Origin of the sequence: Nonomuraea turcica (assembly GCF_030718205.1) — a bacterium.
GTDB lineage: Bacteria > Actinomycetota > Actinomycetes > Streptosporangiales > Streptosporangiaceae > Nonomuraea.
In genome coordinates this window covers 230627-254246 of record NZ_JAUZQF010000015.1, presented here as the reverse complement: position 1 = coordinate 254246, position 23620 = coordinate 230627, and the positions used below count along the sequence as shown (strand labels likewise).

19 protein-coding genes are annotated in these 23620 nt (G+C 70.3%); 12 read left to right on the top strand and 7 right to left on the bottom strand.

Annotated elements, in window-relative coordinates; genetic code table 11:
- Window positions 1-14: 14 nt before the first annotated feature.
- Genes Q9G87_RS35140 through Q9G87_RS35125 form a run of 4 tightly spaced genes read right to left on the bottom strand, consistent with a single transcriptional unit; the run spans window position 15 to window position 5605 of the window.
- Complete coding sequence (locus Q9G87_RS35140; protein WP_305920866.1) at window positions 15-857, bottom strand: 2Fe-2S iron-sulfur cluster-binding protein; 843 nt, start codon at window positions 855-857, stop codon at window positions 15-17.
- The gene (locus Q9G87_RS35135; protein WP_305920865.1) at window positions 854-2683 is read right to left on the bottom strand and encodes an NAD(P)H-dependent oxidoreductase subunit E; all 1830 of its coding nucleotides are present in this window, start codon (window positions 2681-2683) and stop codon (window positions 854-856) included. The genes Q9G87_RS35140 and Q9G87_RS35135 overlap by 4 nt, the downstream gene beginning before the upstream one ends.
- Window positions 2684-2687: 4 nt before the next feature.
- The gene (locus tag Q9G87_RS35130; RefSeq protein WP_305920864.1) at window positions 2688-4589 is read right to left on the bottom strand and encodes a molybdopterin oxidoreductase family protein; all 1902 of its coding nucleotides are present in this window, start codon (window positions 4587-4589) and stop codon (window positions 2688-2690) included.
- 38 nt (window positions 4590-4627) lie between these two features.
- Entirely contained in the window at window positions 4628-5605 is a 978-nt protein-coding gene (locus Q9G87_RS35125; protein ID WP_305920863.1) for a 2-dehydropantoate 2-reductase, read from the bottom strand.
- A gap of 159 nt (window positions 5606-5764) precedes the next feature.
- On the opposite strand from Q9G87_RS35125, the gene Q9G87_RS35120 reads away from it, so the two are divergent.
- The 7 genes from Q9G87_RS35120 to Q9G87_RS35090 all read left to right on the top strand — a co-directional run bounded on the left by Q9G87_RS35120 (window position 5765) and on the right by Q9G87_RS35090 (window position 15672).
- Window positions 5765-7360 (top strand): molybdopterin-binding protein, encoded by a 1596-nt coding sequence (locus Q9G87_RS35120; protein ID WP_305920862.1) that lies wholly within the window; start codon window positions 5765-5767, stop codon window positions 7358-7360.
- An 80-nt stretch (window positions 7361-7440) separates the two neighbouring features.
- Entirely contained in the window at window positions 7441-9111 is a 1671-nt protein-coding gene (locus tag Q9G87_RS35115) for a thiamine pyrophosphate-binding protein (RefSeq protein ID WP_305920861.1), read from the top strand.
- 202 nt (window positions 9112-9313) lie between these two features.
- Window positions 9314-10540 (top strand): formyl-CoA transferase, encoded by a 1227-nt coding sequence (gene frc, locus Q9G87_RS35110; protein ID WP_305920860.1) that lies wholly within the window; start codon window positions 9314-9316, stop codon window positions 10538-10540.
- A complete protein-coding gene (locus Q9G87_RS35105) occupies window positions 10541-12652 on the top strand; it encodes an acetate--CoA ligase family protein (RefSeq protein ID WP_305920859.1) in 2112 nt (703 codons plus the stop codon). It begins immediately after the preceding gene.
- 163 nt (window positions 12653-12815) lie between these two features.
- Window positions 12816-14222 carry an Nramp family divalent metal transporter gene (locus Q9G87_RS35100; protein ID WP_305920858.1) on the top strand — a complete coding sequence of 469 codons (1407 nt, stop codon included), beginning with the start codon at window positions 12816-12818 and terminating at the stop codon, window positions 14220-14222.
- Window positions 14222-14710 carry a hypothetical protein gene (locus tag Q9G87_RS35095; protein ID WP_305920857.1) on the top strand — a complete coding sequence of 163 codons (489 nt, stop codon included), beginning with the start codon at window positions 14222-14224 and terminating at the stop codon, window positions 14708-14710. The genes Q9G87_RS35100 and Q9G87_RS35095 overlap by 1 nt, the downstream gene beginning before the upstream one ends.
- Window positions 14707-15672, top strand: a complete 966-nt coding sequence (locus Q9G87_RS35090) for a TerC family protein (RefSeq protein WP_305920856.1) — start codon at window positions 14707-14709, stop codon at window positions 15670-15672. The genes Q9G87_RS35095 and Q9G87_RS35090 overlap by 4 nt, the downstream gene beginning before the upstream one ends.
- Before the next feature lie 42 nt (window positions 15673-15714).
- Here Q9G87_RS35090 and Q9G87_RS35085 read toward each other — a convergent pair whose 3' ends face one another.
- The 3 genes from Q9G87_RS35085 to Q9G87_RS35075 all read right to left on the bottom strand — a co-directional run bounded on the left by Q9G87_RS35085 (window position 15715) and on the right by Q9G87_RS35075 (window position 18178).
- Window positions 15715-15891 (bottom strand): hypothetical protein, encoded by a 177-nt coding sequence (locus tag Q9G87_RS35085; RefSeq protein ID WP_305920855.1) that lies wholly within the window; start codon window positions 15889-15891, stop codon window positions 15715-15717.
- Window positions 15892-15981: 90 nt separating this feature from the next.
- Window positions 15982-16725, bottom strand: a complete 744-nt coding sequence (locus Q9G87_RS35080; protein WP_305920925.1) for a GntR family transcriptional regulator — start codon at window positions 16723-16725, stop codon at window positions 15982-15984.
- A gap of 106 nt (window positions 16726-16831) precedes the next feature.
- Window positions 16832-18178 (bottom strand): MFS transporter, encoded by a 1347-nt coding sequence (locus Q9G87_RS35075; RefSeq protein WP_305920854.1) that lies wholly within the window; start codon window positions 18176-18178, stop codon window positions 16832-16834.
- Between the two features lie 88 nt (window positions 18179-18266).
- Between Q9G87_RS35075 and sucC the strand changes: the two genes are divergently transcribed.
- From sucC to gcl, 5 genes are read left to right on the top strand one after another with little or no spacing between them, the layout of a single operon-like run.
- Entirely contained in the window at window positions 18267-19397 is a 1131-nt protein-coding gene (sucC, locus tag Q9G87_RS35070; RefSeq protein WP_305920853.1) for an ADP-forming succinate--CoA ligase subunit beta, read from the top strand.
- 1 nt (window position 19398) lies between these two features.
- A complete protein-coding gene (sucD, locus tag Q9G87_RS35065; protein ID WP_305920852.1) occupies window positions 19399-20280 on the top strand; it encodes a succinate--CoA ligase subunit alpha in 882 nt (293 codons plus the stop codon).
- Complete coding sequence (locus Q9G87_RS35060) at window positions 20277-21041, top strand: hydroxypyruvate isomerase family protein (RefSeq protein ID WP_305920851.1); 765 nt, start codon at window positions 20277-20279, stop codon at window positions 21039-21041. Before sucD ends, Q9G87_RS35060 begins: the two co-directional genes overlap by 4 nt.
- Window positions 21038-21898 carry an NAD(P)-dependent oxidoreductase gene (locus Q9G87_RS35055; RefSeq protein WP_305920850.1) on the top strand — a complete coding sequence of 287 codons (861 nt, stop codon included), beginning with the start codon at window positions 21038-21040 and terminating at the stop codon, window positions 21896-21898. Before Q9G87_RS35060 ends, Q9G87_RS35055 begins: the two co-directional genes overlap by 4 nt.
- Window positions 21895-23616 carry a glyoxylate carboligase gene (gcl, locus tag Q9G87_RS35050; protein ID WP_305920849.1) on the top strand — a complete coding sequence of 574 codons (1722 nt, stop codon included), beginning with the start codon at window positions 21895-21897 and terminating at the stop codon, window positions 23614-23616. Before Q9G87_RS35055 ends, gcl begins: the two co-directional genes overlap by 4 nt.
- Window positions 23617-23620: the final 4 nt, after the last annotated feature.

The window sequence follows — 23620 nt, the reverse complement described above, 5'->3', positions numbered from 1 at the left end:
TCACCTCGGACCCGTCAGACATAGCCGTACCCGAAGCGGCCCTTGACGCACAGGTTGCCCTTCGTGACCGGGTTGTCGTGCGGTGACGTCACCTTGACGATCTTGTTGTCCTGCACGTGCAGGGTCAGGTTGCAACCCACACCGCAGTAGCTGCAGATCGTCGTGGTCTCGGTCTGCCGGGACTCGTCCCAGGTGCCCTCGGCCCGCATGTCGAACTCGGTCTTGAACGACAACGCCCCGGTCGGGCAGACCTCCACGCAGTTGCCGCAGTAGACGCAGGCCGAATCGGTGAGCGGGGCGTCGAACTCCGTGGAGATCGTCGCGTCGAAGCCCCGGCCCGCGACAGCGATGGCGAAGGTGTTCTGCCACTGGTCGCCGCAGGCGTCCACGCACTTGTAGCACAGGATGCACTTGTTGTAGTCGCGGACGTAGAGGTCGTTGTCCACCTTGGCGGGCTGCTCGACGGTGGCCGCGTCGTCGCCGAACCTGGCGGGGTCGGCGCCGTACTCCTCGGTCCACTCGGCCGCCCGGGGGGTGGTCGACAGGTCCACTGAAGAGCCGAGCAGCTCCAGCACGACCTTGCGGCTCTGCCTGGCCCGCTCGGTGTCGGTGCCGACCTTCATGCCCTGCTCGGCCTTCCTGGAGCAGGACGGTGCCAGCGTCCTGGCGCCCTCCACCTCCACGACGCAGACCCGGCAGGCGTTCTTCGGGGTGAGCGTGTCGCCGTAGCAGAGGGTCGGCACGTCCTTGCCCGCCGCGTGGCAGGCGTCGAGGATGGTCGAGCCCTCCGGCACCCGGACGTCCTCGCCGTCGATCTCGACGTCGATGAGCCGCCGGGGCGGCTGGAGCGGGATCATCTGAACACTCCCAGGCGGTCGATGGCGGATTCGACGGCGTTCCAGGCGGTCTGCCCGAGGCCGCAGATCGAGGCGTCGCGCATGGTCTGGCCGACTTCGCGCAGCAGCACGAGGTCGTCGTCGTCGCTTCGACGCGAGTTGGCAGGGTCGACGCGGCGGGAGAGGCGGTGCAGGGCCTCCTCCTGGCGTACGGTGCCGACCCGGCAGGGAACGCACTGGCCGCACGACTCGTCGCGGAAGAACTCCGCGATGCGCAGCAGCAGCCGTTTCATGTCCACGGTGTCGTCGATGACGAGCACCACGCCGGAGCCGAGGGTCGCGCCCGCGTTCCTGGTGCCCTCGAAGGTGAGCGGGATGTCCAGGTCCGTGACGAACGCCCCGGCCGCGCCGCCCAGCAGCACCGCCCTGGTCGTGCCAGTGGTCCCGGACAGCTCCAGCAACTCCCGCAGGGTGGCGCCGAAGGGAAGCTCGTACACGCCGGGCCGCTCCACCGCACCCGAGACGCAGAAGAGCTTGGGCTCGGCCGCCGCGTACGCCTGGGCTCCGCGCTCCAGGATCGGCAGCACGTTGACCAGCGTCTCGACGTTGTTGACCACGGTCGGCTTGCCGAACAGGCCCTTCTCCACCGGGAACGGCGGTTTGCTGCGCGGCTCGCCCCGCTGCCCCTCGATCGAGTTGAAGATCGCCGTCTCTTCGCCGCAGATGTACGCGCCCGCGCCCCTGCGCAGCTCGATGTCGAAGGACAGCCCCTTGCCGAGGATGTCGTCGCCGAGCAGGCCCCGGGCGCGGGCGGTCGCGATCGCATGCTGGAGACGCGCGGTCGCCCGCGGATACTCGCCCCTGATGTAGAGGTAGCCCTTGGCGCAGCCGGTGGCGTAGGCGGCGATCGTCATCGCCTCCACCAGCGCGTACGGGTCGCCCTCCATGACGACCCGGTCCTTGAAGGTGCCCGGCTCGCTCTCGTCGGCATTGCACACCAGGTAGTGCGGGTGGTCGGGCTGGCGGGCGGTGGCGTCCCACTTGCGGCCGGTCGGGAAGGCCGCGCCGCCCCGCCCGACCAGGCCGGATTCCAGCACCTCGCGGATCACCCCGGCGGGGCCCAGCTCAAAGGCCCTGCGCAGTGCGGTGTAGCCGCCGCTCGCCCGGTAGTCGTCCAGGCTGGCCGGGTCCACGACGCCGGCCCGCCGCAGCAGGACCAGATCGGGGTTGCCGGCCTGCGGCACCGCGTCCTTCACCGGGGTCTCGCCGGCGACGTTGACGCTCGGCGCGTGCCCGTTGGAGCTCGGCGCCACCTCGGTCACGGTGGTGATCGTGTCGGGGGTGGCCGGGGCGTACACCTCGGCCCGGTGCGGCTGCCCGGCCTCCAGGGCGAGCGCGGCCGGGGCCCGCTCGCACAGGCCCAGGCAGGGGCTCTCGTGCCAGTCCGTCCCCGCCGGGCCGAACCGCTCCTCCACCCGCCGGCGCACGTCCTCCGCACCCTTCGCCTGGCAGGCCAGGTCCGTGCAGACGTGCAGCACCCGCTTGGGCCGTGGCTTCATGGAGAACAACGAGTAGAACGTCGCCACCCCGTACGCCTCCGCCGGTGGCACGGTGAGCCGCCGGCAGATGTAGTCGAGCGCGCCCTCGCTGATCCACCCCACCCGGTCGTTCACCGCGTGCAGCGCCGGCAGCAGCAGGTCGCGCTGGGACTCGGCGCGGGCGGCGGCGCGCAGGTCCGCCTCGCTCCTCGAGCCGCCATCCCAGGCCGTGGCGGGCGGCCCGAGCAGGGCGTCGACCGCTGCCCGCTCCTCCTCGGAGGGTTCGGCACCGCGGAATCTGATGTCCATCCGATCACCCGGCCTTGACGAGCTTCTCGACACGTACGGCCGCCGCCTTGAACTCGGCGGTGCCCGCGATCGGGCAGGTGGCCTCGATGGTCAGCGCATTGGTGTCCACGTCGTCGGGGAAGTGCATAGTCATGAACACCAGCCCGGGCCGCAACGCGGGATCGATGTAGACGGGGGCGACCACCGAGCCGCGCCGCGAGGTGATCCGCACCTCCTCGCCCGCGACCAGGCCGAGCCGCTCGGCGTCCTCGGGGCACAGCTCGATCGTCTCGCCCCGGCGCAGGGGAGAGGCGAACCCCGACGACTGCACGCCGGTGTTGTAGGAGTCGAGCCGGCGGCCGGTGGTCAGCCGCAGCGGGTACTCCTCATCCAGCAGGTCCACCGGCGGCGAGTGCCGCAGCACCGCGAACGGCGCCGGCACGCCCCGCTTGACCGGGTCGTTCTCCCACAGCCGCCCGTGCAGGTACGGCGGCTCGAGCGAGTCCTCCGACGGGCACGGCCACTGGATGCCCTGCAACTCCGCCAGCCGCTCGTACGTCATGCCCTTGTGCTGCGGCGACATCGCGCGCAGCTCGTTCCAGACCTCTTCGGCGCCGTCGTAGTGCCAGTCGTGGCCCAGCCTGCGGGCGATCTCGCACATGATCCAGATGTCGTCGCGGGCCTCGCCCGGCGGGTCAAGGGCTTTGCGCACCCGCTGGACGCGCCGCTCGCTGTTGGTGAACGTGCCGTCCGCCTCGCACCAGGCGGCGCTGGCCGGCAGCACGACGTCGGCCATCTGGGCGGTCTTGGTGAGGAAGATGTCCTGCACGACCAGGTGGTCGAGCATGGACAGGCGCTTGATGCAGGACAGGGAGTCGGCCTCGGACTGCACCGGATTCTCGCCGATCATGTAGCAGGTGGTCACCTCGCCCTCGGCCATGGCCTCCAGCATCTGGGTGAGGTTGAGGCCGTAGCGGGGCTGGATCTCCCGCCCCCAGGCGCCCTCGAAGCGGGTCCTGATGGCCGGGTCGAGAATGTCCTGGAAGCCGGGCAGCCGGTTGGGGATGGCGCCCATGTCGCCGCCACCCTGCACGTTGTTCTGGCCGCGCAGCGGCGACAGGCCCGAGCCGTAGCGGCCGACGTGGCCGGTCAGCAGGGCCAGGTTGATCAGCGCCCGGACGTTGTCCGTCGCGTTGTGGTGCTCGGTGATGCCGAGCGTCCAGCACAGCTGGGCGCGGTCGGCGCGGGCGTACGCGTGCGCCAGCTCTCTGATCGCCTCCGCCGGCACGCCCGTGACCTGCTCGGCGGCGCTGAGCGTCCACGGCTCGACGGACTCCTTGAACTCCTCGAACCCGATCGTGGCCCGCTCGATGAACGCCTTGTTGTGCAGCCCGGCGTGGATGATCTCCCTGGCCACCGCGTGGGCCAACGGGATGTCGGTGCCCACGTTGAGCCCCAGCCAGAGGTCGGCCCACTGGGCGGTGCCGGTGCGGCGCGGGTCGACGGCGAACATCCTGGCGCCGTTGTGGATGCCCTTCAGCACGTGCTGGAAGAAGATGGGGTGGGCGTTGCGGGCCGCCGAGCCCCACATCACTATGACGTCGGTGTCCTCGACCTCCTGGTAGGAGGAGGTGCCACCGCCGCTGCCGAACACCGCCGACAGCCCCGCCACACTCGGGGCGTGGCAGGTGCGGTTGCAAGAGTCCACGTTGTTGGTGCCGATCACCACGCGGGTGAATTTCTGCCCGATGTAGTTCATCTCATTGGTGGAGCGGGCGCAGGACAACATCGCGAAGGTGTCGGGCCCATGCTTGGCGATGTTGCGGCGAAAGCCCTCGGCCGCTCGCTCCAGCGCCTCTTCCCATGTCGCTTGGCGCAGCACGCCGTTCTCGCGCACCAGTGGATGGGTCAGGCGGTCATAGCTCATGATCCCTCCATTCTGTATACAGGCTACGGTATTCGGGCCTAGACCGCACGGACAAGGTTCTCGTTGAGCAGGTCACTCACCGCGTGGATCGCCCGCAGTGTCGGAACCTCTGCGCCGGTCAGGTCGGCGAGCTCGACCACCGCCGCGAGTAGCACGTCGAGCTCCAATGGTTTGCCCTTCTCCAGGTCCTGGAGTGTGGACGTCTTGTGTTCGCCCGCCTTCTCCGCACCCCGCAGCCGGCGCTCGATGGAGATCCCCGGATCGCAGCCGACCCTGTTGGCCACGTCCACCGTCTCGCGCATCATGGCCACGACCAGCTCCCTGGCGCCGTCGTGGCGGCAGATGCCGGCCATCGTCGCCCTGGCCAGCGCGCTGATCGGGTTGAAGGCGATGTTGCCCATGAGTTTGATCCACACGTCGCGGCGCAGATCGCGCTCGACCGGGCACTTCAGGGCGCCCTCGATCGCGGCCCGGCTGAAGGACAGGCACCGCTCGGTGAGCTCGCCGCTCGGCTCGCCGATGGAGAAGCGGGTGCCTTCGAGGTGGCGGATCACGCCTGGACGTTCGATCTCGGTGGCGGCGTACACGACGCAGCCGATCGCCCGGTGCAGCGGGAGCGCGGCCGTCACCGCGCCGCCCGGGTCGACGCTCTCGATGCGGTAGCCCTCGTAGGGGCCCTTGAGTCCGTGGAAGTACCACCACGGGATGCCGTTCTGCGCGGCGATGATGCTCGTGGTCTCGTGCAGGAGTGGCTGGATCATGGGGCCGGCGGAGGCGTAGCTGTTCGCCTTGAGGCCCAGGAAGACGTGGTCCACCGGCCCGACCTGGGTGGGGTCGTCGGTGGCATGGGGATGGGCGGTGAAATCGCCCCGGGGGGTGAGCACCCGCACACCGGTGCTGCGTATCGCCTGCAGGTGCTCGCCTCTCGCGATGAGGTGCACCTCGACTCCCGCCCTGTGGAGGGCGGCCCCTACGTATGCGCCGATGGCGCCGGCGCCAAGAACAGCGACCTTCATGCTCGCGCTCCGTTCTCGCGTCGGATTGTAGGCGCGGATCCGCGACCTGCGATGACCCGCTGGACGCAGGCCATCGTGCATTCGGTATACAGTATGGAAAAAGACGGGTCAAGGAGTGTGCCGGTGACCGTTGTGCGGCATGGACCAGTGGTGGAAGCAATGTCATGGGAGGCCGCGCGGGTCGTGGCGGCGGGCGCGGCCCGCCCGCTCGGCCCGTTGTCGGTGCCGTTGTCAGAAGCGCTCGGGTGCCGGTTGGCCGGGCCTTTGGCGGCGCTGGTGGCGGTGCCGGGAGTGGACGTGGCGGCGATGGACGGCTACGCGGTGGCGGGCGGAGGTCCGTGGCGGGTGGTCGGCCGCGTCCTGGCCGGAGGCGCGTTCTACGAGGGCCGGTTGCGGGCGGGGGAGGCGGTGGAGATCGCCACCGGCGCCCCGGCGCCTGCGGGGGCCGAGGCGGTCCTGCCCTACGAGCAGGCGGACATTGTGCCGCCCGATGCGCTATTGGGGCTCGCAGGAGTGCCCCGGATGCGCGACGAGCCGGGGTCGCGGCGCGGTGAGGCACCGCCGGTGTGGGTGGACGGTCCCGCCGAGCCGGGCCGCCACATCCGGCGGCGCGGCGAGGACATCGCCGAGGGCGCCGTGGTGCTGGGGGCGGGCGCGGTGGTGACGCCGGCCGCGCTCGGGCTGGCCGCCGCCTTGGGCCACGACGAGTTGCTGGTACGGCCGAAGCCGCGGGTGATGGTGCTGGTCACGGGCGACGAGGTCGTGCAACACGGGCTACCGGGGCCGGGCCGGGTGCGTGACGCGATCGGGCCGTTCCTGCCGGGCCTGGTGGAGTGGGCCGGAGGTCGTGTGACCGGCAGCGTCCGGCTGCCCGACGGCGCCGCGCCGCTTCGTGCCGCGCTCGCCGCGCACCTCAATGCCACCCACCCGCCCACCGGCACTCACGGGCCCACCGGCACTCACGCGCCCGGTGGCGCCCATCAGTCCGGTGGCGCCCCTGCGTCCGGCGACGCCGGCCCGCCGCCGGCGTGGCGCGATGGCGCCGCCGGCGTGGGCGGTCCGGCTGGTGGCGTCGGTGGGGCCGGCGGCGTTGGCGGTCCCGGTGGTGCCCCTGCACCCGCCGATGCCGGCCCGCCTATCCCGTCTGCCGGCGCCGAGCCGTCCGGCGTGCGCTGGGGCGGCGCGGCGTGGCGCGATGGCGTCGGTGGTGTGGGCGTGGCGGCGGCTGACGTGATCGTCGTGTGCGGCGCGTCGTCCAAAGGACCTGCTGATCATCTGCGGGCCGTGCTGGGCGACCTCGACGCCGAGGTCCTCGTAGACGGTGTCGCGGTGCGGCCAGGGCACCCGCAGTTGCTCGCCCGGCTGCCCGGCGGCCGGCTGGTCGTCGGGTTGCCGGGGAACCCGTTCGCGGCACTCGCCGCATCCCTCACCTTGCTCGCTCCCGTCCTGCGGACGCTGGCCGGACGGGTGGCGGCCGGCGAGACGAGCGCCTTGCTCGGAGCGGTGGGCGAGCAGCCGCCGGGGGCCGGGCGGCCGGCGGGCGGGGAGAGGAGTGCACTGGCCGGTCACGTGCGGGCACATCCCCGCGACACCCGCCTCGTGCCGGTCAGGAGGACCGGCCGGGGAGCCGTGCCCGTGGGGCATGACCGGCCGGGATCTCTCTGGGGAGCGGCGCTGGCGGAGGCCCTGGCCGTGGTCCCTCCGGGATGGGCCGGCGAGCAGGTGGAGCTGATCGAGTTGCCCCCCGGGGTCTAGACAGGCCGATTCGGGCGGAGTAACTATTGCCTTCATACGGTATGCAGTATGCGGAAGACAGACGCCGGAAAGGTGGCACAATGTCGGAAACGATCTCTGGCGGTCATCTCGTAGCCAAGGCACTCAAAGCCGAGGGCGTGGACGTGATCTACACGCTCTGTGGCGGCCACATCATCGATATCTACGACGGCTGCGTCGATGAGGGCATCGAGGTCATCGACGTACGCCATGAGCAGGTGGCCGCGCACGCCGCCGACGGGTACGCCCGCATCACCGGCAAACCCGGCTGCGCGGTCGTCACCGCCGGACCCGGCACGACCGACGCGGTGACGGGCGTGGCCAACGCTTTCCGAGCGGAGAGCCCGATGTTGCTCATCGGCGGCCAGGGCGCGCTGAGCCAGCACAAGATGGGCTCACTCCAGGACCTGCCGCACGTGGACATGATGACCCCGATCACCAAGTTCGCCGCTACGGTGCCCAGCACGGAACGGGTGGCCGACATCGTGTCGATGGCCTTCCGCGAGTGCTACCACGGCGCGCCCGGCCCCTCCTTCCTGGAGATCCCGCGCGACGTGCTCGACGCGAAGGTGCCCCTGGAGAAGGCACGCATCCCCAAGACGGGGCACTACCGGGCCTCCACCCGGCAGCAGGGCGACCCCGAGGCGATCGAGCGGCTCGCCGACCTCCTCGCGCACGCCGAGAAGCCGTGCATCCTGCTCGGGAGCCAGGTGTGGACGTGCCGGGCGACCGACGCCGCGATCGACTTCGTCCGGGCCCTCAACGTGCCCGCGTACATGAACGGCTCGGGCCGCGGCACGCTCCCGCCGGGAGACCCCCACCACTTCCAGCTCAGCCGCCGGTACGCCTTCACCGAGGCGGACCTGATCATCATCGTCGGCACCCCGTTCGACTTCCGGATGGGCTACGGCAAGCGGCTCTCGCCGACCGCGACGGTCGTGCAGATCGACCTCGACTACCGCACCGTCGGCAAGAACCGCGACATCGACCTGGGGATCGTCGGCGATGCCGGCCTCATCCTCGCTGCGGCCGCCCAGGCCGCCAGCGGCCGCATCGGCGACATCACCGCCAAGCGCAAGGCGTGGATGGACGAGCTGCGCGCCGTCGAGACGCAGGCGTACGAGAAGCGGCTGCCCCGCCAGCTGTCCGGTGCCCAGCCGATCGACCCGTACCGGCTCGTGCACGAGATCAACGAGTTCCTCACCGAGGACACCATCTACATCGGTGACGGCGGCGACATCGTCACCTTCTCGGGCCAGGTGGTCCAGCCCAAGTCGCCCGGCCACTGGATGGACCCGGGCCCGCTCGGCACGCTCGGCGTCGGCATGGCCTTCGCGATGGCCGCCAAGCAGGCGCGGCGCGACAAGGAGGTGCTGTGCCTGTTCGGCGACGGCGCCTTCAGCCTGACCGGCTGGGACTTCGAGACCATGGTCCGCTTCGACCTGCCGTTCATCGGCGTCATCGGCAACAACTCGTCCATGAACCAGATCAGGTACGGCCAGGCCGCCAAGTACGGCGAGGACCGTGCCCGCGTCGGCAACACGCTCGGCGACATCCGCTACGGCGACTTCGCCAAGCTCCTTGGCGGCTACGGCGAGGAGGTGCGCGACCCGGCCGAGATCCGCCCCGCGCTCGAGCGGGCACGGGAGTCGGGTAAGCCCTCGCTGATCAACGTCTGGGTGGATCCGGAGGTCTACGCCCCCGGAACCATGAACCAGACGATGTACAAATGATCTCCTCCTCCACACGAATGCGGAAGATGCTTCCCGTCATACCGAGTAACCAGTATCCGGGGGTTCGCGCTTCACAGACTGCCCATCGGCCAGGTCTCCACGCGCTGTCACCGCCGACCCAGCGGCCTGGATCAGCATATCCAGCCGAGAAGACGCTCACAAGCCGTATGCGTCAAGTCACGTTCCGTCAGGGAGAATGAAGATGCCCAAGGCTTTGGACGGTGTCCGTGTTCTCGACATGACCCACGTCCAGTCCGGCCCGTCCGCCACCCAGCTGCTCGCCTGGCTGGGTGCGGACGTGGTCAAGCTGGAGGCCCCGACCGGTGACATCACCCGGCAGCAGCTGCGTGACGTGCCCGACGTCGACAGCCTCTACTTCACGATGCTCAACTGCAACAAGCGCAGCATCACGCTCAACATGAAGAGCGAGCGAGGCAAGCAGATCTTCACCGAGCTGGTGCAGACGGCCGACATCCTGGTGGAGAACTTCGGCCCGGGCGCGGTGGACCGCATGGGCTTCTCCTGGGAGCGCCTGCAGGAGCTCAACCCCCGCCTCATCTACGCCTCGATCAAGGGCTTCGGCCAGGGCCGGTATGCCAAGTTCAAGGCGTACGAGGTGATCGCGCAGGCCATGGGCGGCTCGATGAGCACCACCGGCTTCGAGGAGGGCCCGCCGCTGGCCACCGGCGCCCAGATCGGCGACTCGGGCACCGGCATCCACGCGGTCGCCGGCATCCTGGCGGCCCTCTACCAGCGTGAGCAGACCGGCCGCGGCCAGCGGGTGCAGGTGGCCATGCAGCACGCCGTGCTGAACCTGTGCCGGGTCAAGCTCCGCGACCAGCAGCGGCTGGCGCACGGCCCGCTGCGCGAATACCCGAACAAGACCTTCGGCGACGAGGTGCCCCGCTCCGGCAACGCCAGCGGCGGCGGACAGCCGGGCTGGGCGGTGCGGTGTGCGCCCGGCGGCCCGAACGACTACATCTACGTGATCGTCCAGCCGGTCGGCTGGAAGCCGATCTCGAACATCATCGGCCGTCCCGAGCTGGCCGACGATCCCGAGTGGGCGACACCGGAGGCGCGGCTGTCGAAGCTGGACAAGATGTTCCAGCTCATCGAGGAGTGGACCATCCGCCACGACAAGTGGACGGTCCTGGACCGGCTCAACGCCGAGAACATCCCCTGCGGGCCGATCCTGTCGACCAGGGAGCTGGTGGAGGACGAATCGCTGCGTGACGAGGGCATCGTCGTCAGGGTCGAGCACCCCGAGCGCGGCGAGTTCGTGACGGTCGGCAGCCCGCTGCAGCTGTCGGACTCGCCGGTCGACGTCCGCACTCCGCCGTTGCTCGGTGAGCACAACCTGGAGATCTACGGCGAGCTCGGCGTGAGCGCGGACGAGCTTGCCGAACTCAAGACGAACGGAGTCATTTAAGTGGTGCGCGACATCATCGACAAGGCGCTCGCCGAAGGGCGCACCGCCCTGACGGCTCCCGAAGGACGGGAGATCTGCGAGGCCTACGGCATCACCACGCCGGGTGAGGGGCTGGCCACGTCGGCGGCCGAGGCGGTGGAGATCGCCGAGAAGATCGGGCTTCCGGTCGTCCTCAAGATCGTCTCGCCCGACATCCTGCACAAGACGGACGCCGGCGGCGTGCTCGTCGGGCTGAAGACCGCGGAGGAGGTGCGGCAGGGTTACGACACGATCCTGGCCAACGCCCGCGCCTACAACCCCGACGCGAAAATCGACGGCATCCAGGTGCAGCAGCTGGTCGGCGGCGGGTACGAGGTCATCGTCGGCGCCGTCACCGACCCGACCTTCGGCAAGGTGGTCGCCTTCGGCCTGGGCGGTGTCCTGGTTGAAGTACTTAAGGACGTGACCTTCCGACTTGCCCCGCTTTCGGGTGATGATGCCCTTGGGATGTTGGACGACATCAGAGCGGCCGAAGTGCTGCGTGGTGCCCGTGGTGCCGAGCCCGCGAACCGGGAGGCGCTGGGGGCGCTCATCGAGCGCGTCGGCAAGCTCGTATCCGACTTCCCCGAGATCATCGAGGTGGACCTCAACCCGGTCTTCGCCGACGCGAACGGCGCGGTCGCCGCCGACGTGCGCATCCTCATCGGTGAGAAGCCGAAGGACGTCGAAAGGCTGTCCCGCGACGAGATCCTCCGGCAGATGACGCGGATCTTCAAGCCGCGCTCGGTCGCCGTGATCGGCGCCTCGGCCGAGACCGGCAAGATCGGCAACTCGGTCATGCGCAACCTCATCAACGGCGGCTACAAGGGGCAGATCTTCCCGATCAACCCCAAGGCCGACGAGATCATGGGGCTGCCCGCGTACAAGAGCGTCTCCGACGTGCCGGGAGACGTGGACGTGGCCGTGTTCGCGATCCCCGCGAAGTTCGTGGCGGCGGCACTGGAGGAGGTGGGGAAGAAGGGCGCGGCCGGCGCGGTCATGATCCCGTCCGGGTTCGCCGAGACGGGGAACGTCGAGGGCCAGAAGGAGATCGTGGAGATCGCCAAACGGCACGGCGTGCGCATGCTCGGCCCGAACATCTACGGCTACTACTACACGCCGGAGAACCTCTGCGCGACGTTCTGCACCCCGTACGACGTTCGCGGCAGCGTGGCGCTGACCTCGCAGAGCGGCGGCATCGGCATGGCCATCCTGGGCTTCAGCCGCACCACCAAGATGGGCGTCTCGGCCATCGTCGGCGTCGGCAACAAGGCCGACGTGGACGAGGACGACCTGCTGACGTTCTTCGAGCAGGACGACAACACCAAGGCCGTCGCCATGCACCTGGAGGACCTCAAGGACGGGCGCGGCTTCGTCGATGCGGCCCGCCGGGTGGTCAAGGAGAAGCCGGTCATCGTGCTCAAGGCCGGACGCACCGCGATGGGCGCGCGGGCGGCCGGATCCCACACGGGCGCGCTGGCGGGCGACGACAAGGTGTACGACGACATCCTGCGCCAGGCCGGCGTGGTGCGCGCGCCCGGGCTCAACGACATGCTGGAGTACGCCCGCGCGCTGCCCATCCTGCCGGCGCCCAAGGGCGAGAACGTCGTCATCATCACCGGGGCGGGCGGCTCGGGCGTGCTGCTGTCGGACGCCATCGTGGACGCCGGGCTGACGCTCATGGACATCCCGCCCGACCTGGACGCCGCATTCCGCGCCTACATCCCGCCGTTCGGCGCGGCCGGCAACCCCATCGACATCACCGGCGGCGAACCGCCCTCGACGTATGCGAACACGGTCCGCCTGGGCCTGGCCGACGAGCGCATCCACGCGCTGGTCCTGGGCTACTGGCACACGATCGTGACGCCGCCGATGGTGTTCGCCGAGCTGATCGCCCGGGTGGTGAAGGAGGAGCGGGAGAAGGGCAACGTCAAGCCGGTCGTGGCGTCACTGGCCGGCGACACCGAGGTTGAGGAGGCCTGCGAGTACCTGTTCGAGCATGGCGTGGTCGCGTACCCGTACACGACGGAGAAGCCCGTTGCGGTCCTCGGTGCCAAGTACCGCTGGGCCAGGGCTGCCGGACTGCTGCGCTAGAGCCAGGCGCAGCTGATCTGGCAATAAGGGGGCTATTCGGGGCGCACGAGGAAGCAACAACCCCCCAGGAGGTCCGTAGGTGGACACATCGAACACACCACCGGCGACTGCCACGCCGCCGGTTGAGGATCAACGAGTATGGAAAGCGGGCCGGCTTGAGCCGATGCCCATAAGAACGCTCCCGGACGCACCACCCTCGGTGCACATTCTCGGGCCGACGGTCTTCCTCGTCGCGCTGGGTGTGGGCATGGGCGAGTCGTACATGTGGCCCCGCCTGGTGCTGCTGTTCGGGCCCGAGATCAGATGGCTGTTCCTGATCGGCGTCACCCTCCAGGCCGTGGTCATGCTGGAGATGGCGCGCTACGCCATGGCCACGGGGGAGAGCATCTTCTCCGGCGCGGCCCGCGTGTTCAAGCCGCTGATGTGGTTCTTCTTCGTCGTCGCGATAGCCGTCTACATCTGGCCAGGGCACCTGTCGGCGGGTGCGGCGGCCTTCGAGGAGATAACCGGGATCCCCTGGGTGGTGACCGCGGTCATCGGACTCATCCTGGTCGGCGTGGTCTTCAGCCTGGCCAAGGTGATCTACAACGTGCTGGAGAACGTGTTGTCGCTGCTCATCGGCGCACTCGTGCTCGGCACGGCCGTGGTGGCGGCCATGGTCGGCTCCTGGGGCGACGTGGCCACCACGATCACCGGCATGTTCGCCATCGGCTACCTGCCTCCCGAGGCCATGTCGGCGGCCTGGTTCCCGGTGATCGTGGGGGCGTGCGCGTTCGCCGGTCCTTCGGGCATGCAGCAGATGTGGTACACGCTGCACCTGCGTGACTCCGGAGCCGGCATGGGCGCGCACATGCCCAAGGTCCGCGGGCTGCGGCACGCGGGCGAGCAAGAGGCCATGCCCGCGCGCGGGTTCATGTTCGACACCGAGGACCCGGCCGAGATGGCCAAGTGGAAGGGCTGGCGGCGCTGGGTCACGTTCGACGCGCTGCTGCTGTTCTGGGGCATCACCATGCTGGTCACGATCTCCTTCACGGTGATCGCCCAGTCGGCGGTGCGGATCGACCCGGGCGTGCGCGACGTCATCCGGGGCGACGACCGGGAGGTGGCGCTCTCCGCCATGGCCAACGCCGTCTCCTCGGCCGGCAGCTCCGTGCTCGGCACGATCTTCCTCGGGTTCATCGCGCTGATCGGCCTGAACGCGACGCTGGGGCTCTTCGACTCCTTCTCGCGGGGCCAGGCCGACATGACCTACAACTTCGTGCCAGGGGCGAAGAAGCTGCGGATGTCGCACTTGTACGCAGGCTTCCTCTGGGGCGTGATCATATTCGGCATCCTGATCCTGCTGTTCGGGCCGGCTGACGGGCCGAGCGGGATCCTGGACACGCTGGCGTTCCTGTCGACGTTCGCGATGGGCGCGTACTGCGTGACGTTGCTCCTGGTGAACAACCGCATGCTGCCCAAACCGATCAGGCCGAAGTGGTGGTCCAACGCGATCATCGGCTTCGGTGCGGTGTTCTACCTCGGGATGCTGTTCTACAGCCTGTTCGCCTTCGGCGTGGTCGTGGGCTGATGGAGGGACGGCACAGCATCGAGCTCGCCCTGCCAGGGGCGTCCATCGGAGCCGTCGCCGGTGCCATGGCCGGTGGGCTGACCCTGTTCGCAGGGCTGCCCACCGGTATGGCCGCGCTGTCGGCGCTGGCGCTGGCCGTACCGCTCGCCGTGTTCGGCGGGATGTACGGCATGCTGCTCGGCCACGGCGTGTTCCGGCCGGGGACCTTCGGGCCCGCGGGCCTCTACTGGATGGCGGTCTTCCCGCTGTCCCGGCTGCTCCAGGAGGGTGTGGCCGGGGTCGGCATGGCCGACGGCGTGTTCGGCTTCCTCGCCTACCAGGCGATGGTGGCGCTCGGCTTCGCCATCGGCTTCGTCTGGATCCACGAACGGCTCATGCCGTACTGGCTGCTGCGCCGCGCGGGCGCCAACCCGCGCGCTGAGGCGCTGCTCGGCCTCTACGTCCAGCACGCCGAGGCAATGCGCGCGAGGAAGGGAGCAAAGCGTTGAACCTGCCCGTCTGGGTCTGGCTGGCCACGATCGGCGGATTCGGTCTCATCCTCGCGCTCGACTTCTGGCTGGTGGCGCGCAACCCGCGTGAACCGTCCTTCAAGGAATGCGTGGGCTGGGTGTCGTTCTACGTCGGCCTGGCCGTGGCCTTCGGCGCCGGCCTGCTGGTGCTCTCCGGTCCCGCGCACGGCGGGGAGTTCTTCGCCGGCTGGATCACCGAGTATTCGCTCAGCGTGGACAACCTCTTCGTCTTCCTGCTGATCATGAGCCGGTTCCGCGTGCCCCGGCAGTATCGCCAGAAGGTGCTGCTCATCGGCATCATCCTGGCGCTGGTCATGCGGGGCGGGTTCATCGCGGCAGGGGCGGAGGCGGTCGCCCGGTTCGACTGGCTGTTCTACGTGTTCGGCGCCTTCCTGGTCTACACCGCGTGGAAGCTGATCGGGCACGAGGACGAGGAGGCGGAGTTCTCCGAGAACATCGCCCTGCGTACGGTGCGGCGGGTGCTGCCGACGACGGACACCTATCACGGCGCCCGGCTCACCGTGCACCACGGGCGCAGGATGGTGACCCCGATGCTGATCGTGATGGTCGCCATCGGGACCACGGACCTGCTGTTCGCGCTCGACTCCATCCCGGCCATCTTCGGCCTCACCAAGGAGCCCTACCTGGTGTTCACGGCCAACGCCTTCGCCCTCATGGGGCTGCGGCAACTCTTCTTCCTCATCGGCGGCCTGCTGGACCGGCTCGTCTACCTGAGCAAGGGGTTGTCGGTGGTGCTGGCCTTCATCGGGGTGAAGCTCATCCTGGAGGCCCTGCACCACGACGGCGTGTCGTGGGCGCCGGAGATTCCGATCCTGGTGTCTCTCGGCGTCATCGTCGGGACTCTCGCCGTCACCACGGTGCTGAGCCTGATCAAGTCGGCCCGCGACGCCAAGAAGGAGCCGGTTTCCGTAGATCGCTGACCATGCCGCGGTGGGGGGTGCTCCGGCGGCCCCTGCCGCGGCTCAGCGCCTCGGGGTCTTGCGTACGTCGTGCTCGGCGGCCCACTGCCGCAGGTAACGCTCTGCGTCGTCGGCCGAGTAGTGCTTTCTGAGCGCTGCGCTCAGGCCGATGCCGATCGCCCGGCCATCTGCTGATTGGCCCGGGGGATCACCAAGGAGAAAGCGGATGAACGCCTTCATGGTCATGCACCTCCCATCCGTGCTGCTCCATCCTCTGCCCGAGGTGTTTCGGAGCATGTCTTTTACTGTGAACGTCAGGTCAACCCGTCCTCATCCCGCCTGCTGGGTGCGCGGACGGCGGCGGCGCACCGGCTTCGGGGCGGGCTGGACGGGCTCGTTCTCCCGCTGCTCCATGTAGGAGACGCGGGTGTGCTCGGTGTGCTCGCGCATGATCTTCGCGGCGCGGCGCTCGTCGCCTGCCTCGATGGCGTCGATCAGCGCCGTGTGCTCTTCCCACGAGGCCATGCCCCGCTGGCGGGCCACCGGCGTGTGGTACCACCGCACCCGCCTGGCCACCTGGCTGGCCAACTCGGCGAGCACCTTGTTGCCGGACAGCGCGGTCACCAGGGCGTGCAGCTCCGAGTTGATGGCCACGGCGCCGTCGATGTCGTCGGTCTGCACGGCAGCGATGCCGCGCGCGCACAGGGCGCGCAGCCGCTTGACGCCGTCCTCGCCGGCATGTTTCGCGGCGAGCCTGGCGGACTCGGTCTCCAGCAGCGCGCGCACCGCGAGCAACTGGTCGGCTTCCTCTACCGTAGGTACGTGCACGAACGCGCCCTGGCCGGGGTGCAGGTCGACCCAGCCCTCGCCGCTGAGCTGCTGCAGGGCCTCGCGAACCGGCTGCCTGGACACGCCGAGGAGATCGGCCAGCTCGCTCTCGACCAGGTGCTGGCCGGGCTTGAGCTGGCCGGAGACGATGAGCTCCTGGATGGCCTCGATGACGCTCTCCCGGAGCGTGGCGGGACGCTGAATCTTGGTGGCCGCCGTCTGACCGGCCTGATCCGACAGCAACATGGTCACGTCTCCAGGGAATGCGTGGTTTTAACGGTTTTTCGTCGACTGCCTACAGCATACCGTTCGCTGGATGAACCCGGCTGGTGAACCTCGTCACAAGGCCTTGTCACACGGGGATTGTGGTCGGCAGGCCCGGGATGCGCAGGCGCGGCGTGGCCAGGGCCGGCAGCGCGGCCAACGTCGTGGCGACGAGGAGGGCGGTCGCGGGCGTGGTGAGCGCCAGCAGGGCGAGGGCGACGGCGCCGACCCCGGCCAAGGCTTTGGCGCTGTAGACGACGGCATGGATGTCGCCGGCCCGCTCGACGCCGAAGAACTCGCGCACCAGGCTGGCGAGGAGCGGGTAGAACGCCCCGCCGCCCACCCCGGCCGCGATGACCCCCAGCCACAGCAGCACGCCGCTGCCCGTCCATCCCGTGCCCGGCGCCACCACGCCCTCCGTCGCCAGGCCGGCCGGCACGGCCGCTGAGAGCGGGCCGGTGGCCGGTGGCGCGGCGTCAAGGGCTGCGGCGGCCAAGAGGATCTGGCCGAGGGCGAGGGCGCCGAGGACGGCGGCGAGCACCCGCCGGCGGCCGAAGAGCTCCGAGTACCGCATGGCCAGCGACCGGCTGGTGCCGTTGAGCGCCACCAGCAGGGCCACCGCGGCCCACGAGCCGGTGCTCGCCACCACGATCACGTCGAACACCGACACCGCGCCCGCGCACGTCAGGATGAGCGCGAGCGCCGGCAACGTCCGCGTGCGCAACGCCTGCGGCAGCAGGAACTGCCTGGCGGCATCGGGGGTGACGCGCAGCCGGGCCGCGTCCAGCGCGTGCGTGCGCGGGTCCACGTCCTCGGGCCACCACAACGCCGGAGGCAGCCGCAGGTGCCGGGCCGCCGCACCGATGACGGCCACCGCGACGACCGCGGCGACCAGAAAGGCGGCGGACGTCGCGCCCGGGGCGATCCCCGCCCATACGAGCAGGGGGACGGCGCCGTACCCGAACGCGCCGGTGATGAGCCCGACCCGGGCGGCGGGCCGCTCCGGGTACCAGGAGGAGACCACCTCGCCGCACACCCCGTAGACGAGGCCCGCGCCCAGCCCGCCGAGCAGCGCATAGCCCACGAAGGCGACCAGGCCGGCGCTCCCGGCGATGAGCCCTGGGGTGGTCAGCGCGGCCGTGAACAGCCCGAGTCCGCTGAGCGCGGCGCCGCCGAACAGCGCGGCGCGCACGCTGAGGCGGCCGTGCCGTACCAGGTGAAGCGCGGGCAGCGCGCCCGCGGCCTGGCAGGCGATCCAGACCGCCAGCAGGGTCAGCCCGGCGGCCTGCTGGGCGAGGAGGGCGGCGTAGCCGTACTGGAGCGGGCTGATGGCCGCCATGGCGGCCCAGGCCAGCCAGAACATGCGGGTGCGGTCGGCGGGGACGGGGCCGGGGACGTACGCGCGCCCGCGCCAGTCCTTGATTGCATTCTCCATACTGTATGGAATATCCAGAAGACCGGGCCCTGTCGAGACCTAGACGGAGAATATTCCATACGGTATACCGTAGACAAAGGAGGCTCGAATGGACCTGTACGAGTATCAGGCGAAGGAGCTCTTCGGGCGTCACGGGATCCCGGTCCCGGCAGGCAAAGTAGCGGCCACGCCGGCCGAGGCCCGCGAGATCGCGGCCGAGCTGAACGCGCCCGTTGTCATCAAAGCCCAGGTGAAGACCGGTGGACGGGGCAAAGCAGGCGGGATCAGACCGGCGGCGGGGCCGGTCTCGGCCGAGCAGGAGGCGGCCCGCGTGCTCGGGATGGACATCAAGGGCCACGTCGCCCGCCGCGTGCTGGTCGAGGCGGCGACCGTGCCGTTCGAGGAGTATTACGCGGCCTTCCTGGTGGACCGCGCCGAAGGTGGCTTCCTGGCCATGGTGTCCGGTCAGGGCGGCATGGAGATCGAGGAGCTGGCGGCCACCGACCCCGACGCCATCGTGAAACTGCCGATCGACTCGGTGACGGGGGTGGACGCGGACACCGCGCGGCTGCTGGCGGCCAAGGCGGGCCTCCCCGAGCAGGCCGCCGGCGTGCTGGAGAAGCTGTGGCACGTGCTGGTCGCGCAGGACGCGCTGCTGGTCGAGGTCAACCCGCTGATCTGCACGACCGACCAGCGCGTGGTGGCCCTTGACGGCAAGGTGACCCTCGACGACAACGCGTACTTCCGGCACGCCTGGCAGTACGCCGAACGTACGGACAGCTTGGAGGACCGGGCCAGGGCCAAGGGGTTGAACTACGTCAAGCTGGACGGCCGGGTCGGTGTCATCGGCAACGGCGCGGGCCTGGTCATGAGCACGCTGGACGTGGTGGCCGGGGCCGGCGCCGCGCCCGCGAACTTCCTGGACATCGGCGGCGGCGCGTCCGCCCAGGTCATGGCCGACGGGCTGGAGATCATCCTGGCCGACCCGGACGTGCGGTCGGTGCTGGTCAACGTCTTCGGCGGCATCACGGCCTGCGACGCCGTCGCCAACGGCATCGTGACCGCACTCGAGCTCCTCGGCGAGCGCGGCCGGGCCAGGCCCATCGTCGTACGGCTGGACGGCAACAACGCCGAGGTGGGGCGGCGCATCCTGAGCGAGGCCCGGCACCCGGCCGTCCGCCAGGTCTCCACCATGGACGGCGCCGCCGAGATGGCGGCCAGACTCGCGGCAGGTGCGTGAGATGGCGATCTTTCTGACCAAGGACAGCCGGGTGCTCGTGCAGGGCATGACGGGCGCGGAGGGCACCAGGCACACGGCCCGCATGCTGGCCGCCGGCACCGATGTCGCGGCCGGGGTCACCCCGGGCAAGGGCGGGCGGTCGGTGGACTTCGGCGAGCGTACGGTGCCGGTGTTCGGCTCCGTGGCCGAGGCGGTGGCCCAGACCGGGGCTGACGTGTCGGTGGTCTTCGTGCCGCCGCGCTTCACCGGCGGCGCCGTGGAGGAGGCGGTGGCGGCGGGCGTGCCGCTGTGCGTGGTGATCACCGAGGGCGTCCCGGTCCATGACGCGGTACGGTTCCGCGCGCTGGCGAACGGCCGTACCCGGATCATCGGGCCCAACTGCCCCGGACTGATCAGCCCCGGGCAGTCCTCGGCCGGGATCATTCCCGCCGACATCACCTCGGCCGGCCGCATCGGCCTGGTCTCCAAGTCCGGCACGCTCACCTATCAGCTCATGTACGAGCTGCGCGACCTCGGCTTCTCCACCGCCGTCGGCATCGGCGGCGACCCCGTCGTGGGGACCACCCACATCGACTGTCTGCGGGCGTTCCAGGACGACCCCGGCACCGACGCCATCGTGATGATCGGTGAGATCGGTGGCGACGCCGAGGAACGGGCCGCGGCCTACATCGCCGAGCACGTCACCAAGCCCGTGGTGGCCTACGTCGCCGGCTTCACCGCGCCGGAGGGCAAGACCATGGGGCACGCCGGCGCGATCGTGTCCGGCTCGTCCGGCACCGCGCAGGCCAAGAAGGAGGCCCTGGAGGCGGTCGGGGTGCGGGTCGGCCGGACCCCGTCCGAGACGGCCCGGCTCATGCGCTCGGCCCTGGCGGGTGTCTCGTGAGGTTCGACGTCAACCTGTCCATTCTGTTCACCGATCTGCCGCTGCTGGAACGGCCGGCCGCGGCGGCCAAGAACGGGTTCGACGCCGTCGAGCTGTGGTGGCCGTTCGACGGCCCGGACCCGACGGGCGCCGAGCTGGCCGCGCTGCGGCAGGCCATCGAGCACGCCGGGGTGCGGCTCGTCGGGCTGAACTTCGACGCCGGCGACATGGCCGCGGGCGAGCGCGGCCTGCTGGCCAGGCCGGACGGCTCGGCCCGGTTCCAGGCCAACATCGACGCCGCCGTGCGGCTGGCCGGCGAGCTGGGCTGCGGGGTGCTCAACGCCCTGTACGGCAATGGCCCCGACGTCGACAGGGACCTCGCCGTGGCCAACCTGCGCACGGCGGCCGACGCGGCCGCCGGCATCGGCGCGACCGTGGTGGTCGAGGCCCTCAACTCCCACGAGAACCCGAAATATCCGATCACATCGTCACAGGCGGCGTTCGAGCTGATCGACGAGGTGGATCGGGAGAACGTGGCCTTCCTGGCCGACCTCTACCACCTGCACCGGATGGGCGAGGACGTGCTCGCGCTCATCGACCGGCACTGCGCACGATTCGGCCACGTGCAGATCGCCGACGATCCCGGCAGGGGCCGGCCGGGGAGCGGGCGCATGCCGTACCGGGAGATCTTCGCGCGGCTGGAGGCCGCGGGCTATCGGGGTCACGTCGGCCTGGAGTACCGGCACGAAGGGCCGGGCGCGTTCGACTGGAGGCAGGGATGAACATCGGGTTCGTCGGCTTGGGGATCATGGGCAGCCCGATGGCGGCCAACCTCCTCAAGACCGGACATGCCGTGACCGGCTATGACGTGAGCGCCGAGCGCGTCGACCAGCTCGCCGGCCTGGGCGGCAAGGGCGCGTCGAGTGTGGTCGACGCGGTTGGCGGCGCGGACGTCGTGATCACCATGCTCCCCGACTCGCCGCAGGTCGAGGAGGTCGCGCCGCTGGTGATCGAGTACGGCCGCCCCAACCTCCTCTACATCGACATGAGCACGATCAAGCCGGAGACCTCCCGGTGGGTGGCGCGGCAGGCAGCGGCCGTCGGCGTACGGGCCCTCGACGCCCCGGTCAGCGGTGGCGAGCGCGGCGCGATCGACGGCACGCTCTCGATCATGGTCGGCGGCGCGGCCGAGGACGCCGAGGCGGCCCGGCCGATCCTGTCGACGCTCGGCACGACCGTGGTGCACGTCGGCCCGGCCGGCGCCGGGCAGACCGTGAAGGCCGCCAACCAGCTCGTCGTCGGCGGCATCTACGGGCTGGTGGCGGAGGCGATCGTGCTCCTGGAGGCGTCCGGCGTGGACCCGGCGGGCGGGCTCGACGTGCTCGCGGGCGGCCTGGCAGGTTCCCGGATCCTGGAGCTCAAGCGGCACACCATGGTCAAGCGTGAGTTCGCCCCGGGCTTCCGCATCGACCTGCACCACAAGGACATGGGCATTGCGCTCGCCGCCGCCCGCGAGGCCGGGGTCAGCCTGCCGCTCACCGGGCAGGTCGCCCAGCTCGTGGCCGCGGCCCGGGCGCAGGGCCACGGCTCGCTCGACCACTCCGCCCTGCTCAAGGTCGTCGAAAGGCTCAACGGATGAACCGAATCCCTTGCATGGAGGCCGTGGTGGCGGTGCTGGAGTCGGAGGGGGTGGACACCGTCTTCGGCATCCCCGGGGCGGCCATCCTGCCGCTCTACGCCGCGCTCCAGCACAGCTCGATCAGGCACATCACGGTCCGCCACGAGGAGGGCGGCACCCACGCCGCCGACGGCTGGGCCAGGGTGACGGGCAACGTCGGCGTCTGCATCGGCACATCCGGCCCCGCCGGCACCAACATGATCACCGGCCTCTACACCGCCCTGGCCGACTCGATCCCGATGATCTGCGTCACCGGGCAGGCCATGACCTCCAAGCTGCACCAGGAGGCGTTCCAGGCGGTCGACATCGTGGAGATCGCCCGGCCGGTGACCAAGTGGGCGGTGCAGCTCAAGGAGCCGGCCCAGGCGCCGTGGGTGTTCAGGGAGGCGTTCAGGATCGCGCGGTCCGGGCGGCCCGGGCCCGTGCTCATCGATCTGCCGATCGACGTGCAGCGCGGCACCTGCCTGTACGACCGGGACCTGGACGCGCCGCTGCCCGTCGAGGTGCCGAGGCCGCTGCCCAGGGCGGTGAGCGCGGCGGTGGACATGCTGTCGGTGGCCAGGCGGCCGATCATCCTCGCCGGCGGCGGAGTGATCATCGGCGACGCGAGCGAGGAGCTGCGCGCGCTGGCCGAGCACCTGCAGGTGCCGGTGCAGGTGACGCTCATGGGCAAGGGCGCCTTCCCCGAGGACCACCCGCTGTTCGCCGGCATGGCCGGCATCCAGACCCAGACGCGGTGGGGCAACGCCGCGTTCCTGGAGAGCGACCTGGTCCTGGCCGTGGGGGCGCGCTTCGGGGACCGGCACACCGGCGACCTCGACGTCTACCGCAGGGGCCGGAAGTTCATCCACGTGGACATCGAGCCCACGCAGATCGGCCGGGTCTTCGAGCCCGACCTGGGGATCGTCGGGCACGCCCGGCCGGTGCTGGCGGAGCTGCTGGACCAGGCGCGCCGTCGTACCGCCCGCAGAGAGCCGGGCACGTGGGTGCGCAAGGTCGCCGACCTGCGCCGCACGATGGGCCGCCGCGACGACTTCGACGACGTGCCGATCAAGCCGCCTCGGGTGTTCAAGGAGATCAACGAGTTCTTCGACCGGGACACCACGTTCGTCACCGCCATCGGGCTCTACCAGATCTGGTCGGGGCAGTTCCAGACGACGTACCTGCCGCGCCGCTACCTCGTGTGTGGGCAGGCCGGGCCGCTGGGCTGGGAGGTGCCGGCCGCCATGGGCGTCAAGTGCGCCCATCCGGAGCGGCAGGTGGTAGCCGTGGTGGGCGACTACTCCTTCCAGTTCCTCATGGAGGAGATCGCGGTGGCCGCCCAGTACCGCATCCCGTTCGTCATCGTCATGATCAACAACGAGTATCTGGGGCTGATCAGGCAGGCCGAGATCCCGTACGGCATGAACTACGCCGTGGACCTGCACTACGGCGAGGGCGGCATCGACCACGTCAAGGCCATGGAGGCGTTCGGCTGCCCGGCCCGCCGGGTGGAGGTGCCCGGGGACCTGCGGGACGCGCTGGCCTGGGCCTCGGCCGAGGCGGCGCGGGAGCGGCTGCCCGTCCTCGTCGAGGTGATGGTGGAGCGCGAGGCGAACGCCGCCATGGGGCCCTCACTGGAAGCCATCAAGGAGTTCGAGCCGCTGCCCGAGCTCATGACCGCCGACTGGTCCGACTGATTCC

What these genes read in the sequence shown, in the direction of transcription:
- Q9G87_RS35140 (WP_305920866.1), bottom strand. Translation starts at nt 857, where the DNA reads ATGATCCCGCTCCAGCCGCCCCGGCGGCTCATCGACGTCGAGATCGAC.
- Q9G87_RS35085 (WP_305920855.1), bottom strand. Translation starts at nt 15,891, where the DNA reads ATGAAGGCGTTCATCCGCTTTCTCCTTGGTGATCCCCCGGGCCAATCA.
- sucC (WP_305920853.1), top strand. Translation starts at nt 18,267, where the DNA reads ATGGACCTGTACGAGTATCAGGCGAAGGAGCTCTTCGGGCGTCACGGG.
- Q9G87_RS35115 (WP_305920861.1), top strand. Translation starts at nt 7,441, where the DNA reads ATGTCGGAAACGATCTCTGGCGGTCATCTCGTAGCCAAGGCACTCAAA.
- Q9G87_RS35055 (WP_305920850.1), top strand. Translation starts at nt 21,038, where the DNA reads ATGAACATCGGGTTCGTCGGCTTGGGGATCATGGGCAGCCCGATGGCG.
- Q9G87_RS35120 (WP_305920862.1), top strand. Translation starts at nt 5,765, where the DNA reads ATGTCATGGGAGGCCGCGCGGGTCGTGGCGGCGGGCGCGGCCCGCCCG.
- Q9G87_RS35095 (WP_305920857.1), top strand. Translation starts at nt 14,222, where the DNA reads ATGGAGGGACGGCACAGCATCGAGCTCGCCCTGCCAGGGGCGTCCATC.
- Q9G87_RS35075 (WP_305920854.1), bottom strand. Translation starts at nt 18,178, where the DNA reads ATGGAGAATGCAATCAAGGACTGGCGCGGGCGCGCGTACGTCCCCGGC.
- gcl (WP_305920849.1), top strand. Translation starts at nt 21,895, where the DNA reads ATGAACCGAATCCCTTGCATGGAGGCCGTGGTGGCGGTGCTGGAGTCG.
- sucD (WP_305920852.1), top strand. Translation starts at nt 19,399, where the DNA reads ATGGCGATCTTTCTGACCAAGGACAGCCGGGTGCTCGTGCAGGGCATG.
- frc (WP_305920860.1), top strand. Translation starts at nt 9,314, where the DNA reads ATGCCCAAGGCTTTGGACGGTGTCCGTGTTCTCGACATGACCCACGTC.
- Q9G87_RS35125 (WP_305920863.1), bottom strand. Translation starts at nt 5,605, where the DNA reads ATGAAGGTCGCTGTTCTTGGCGCCGGCGCCATCGGCGCATACGTAGGG.
- Q9G87_RS35130 (WP_305920864.1), bottom strand. Translation starts at nt 4,589, where the DNA reads ATGAGCTATGACCGCCTGACCCATCCACTGGTGCGCGAGAACGGCGTG.
- Q9G87_RS35080 (WP_305920925.1), bottom strand. Translation starts at nt 16,725, where the DNA reads ATGTTGCTGTCGGATCAGGCCGGTCAGACGGCGGCCACCAAGATTCAG.
- Q9G87_RS35100 (WP_305920858.1), top strand. Translation starts at nt 12,816, where the DNA reads ATGCCCATAAGAACGCTCCCGGACGCACCACCCTCGGTGCACATTCTC.
- Q9G87_RS35135 (WP_305920865.1), bottom strand. Translation starts at nt 2,683, where the DNA reads ATGGACATCAGATTCCGCGGTGCCGAACCCTCCGAGGAGGAGCGGGCA.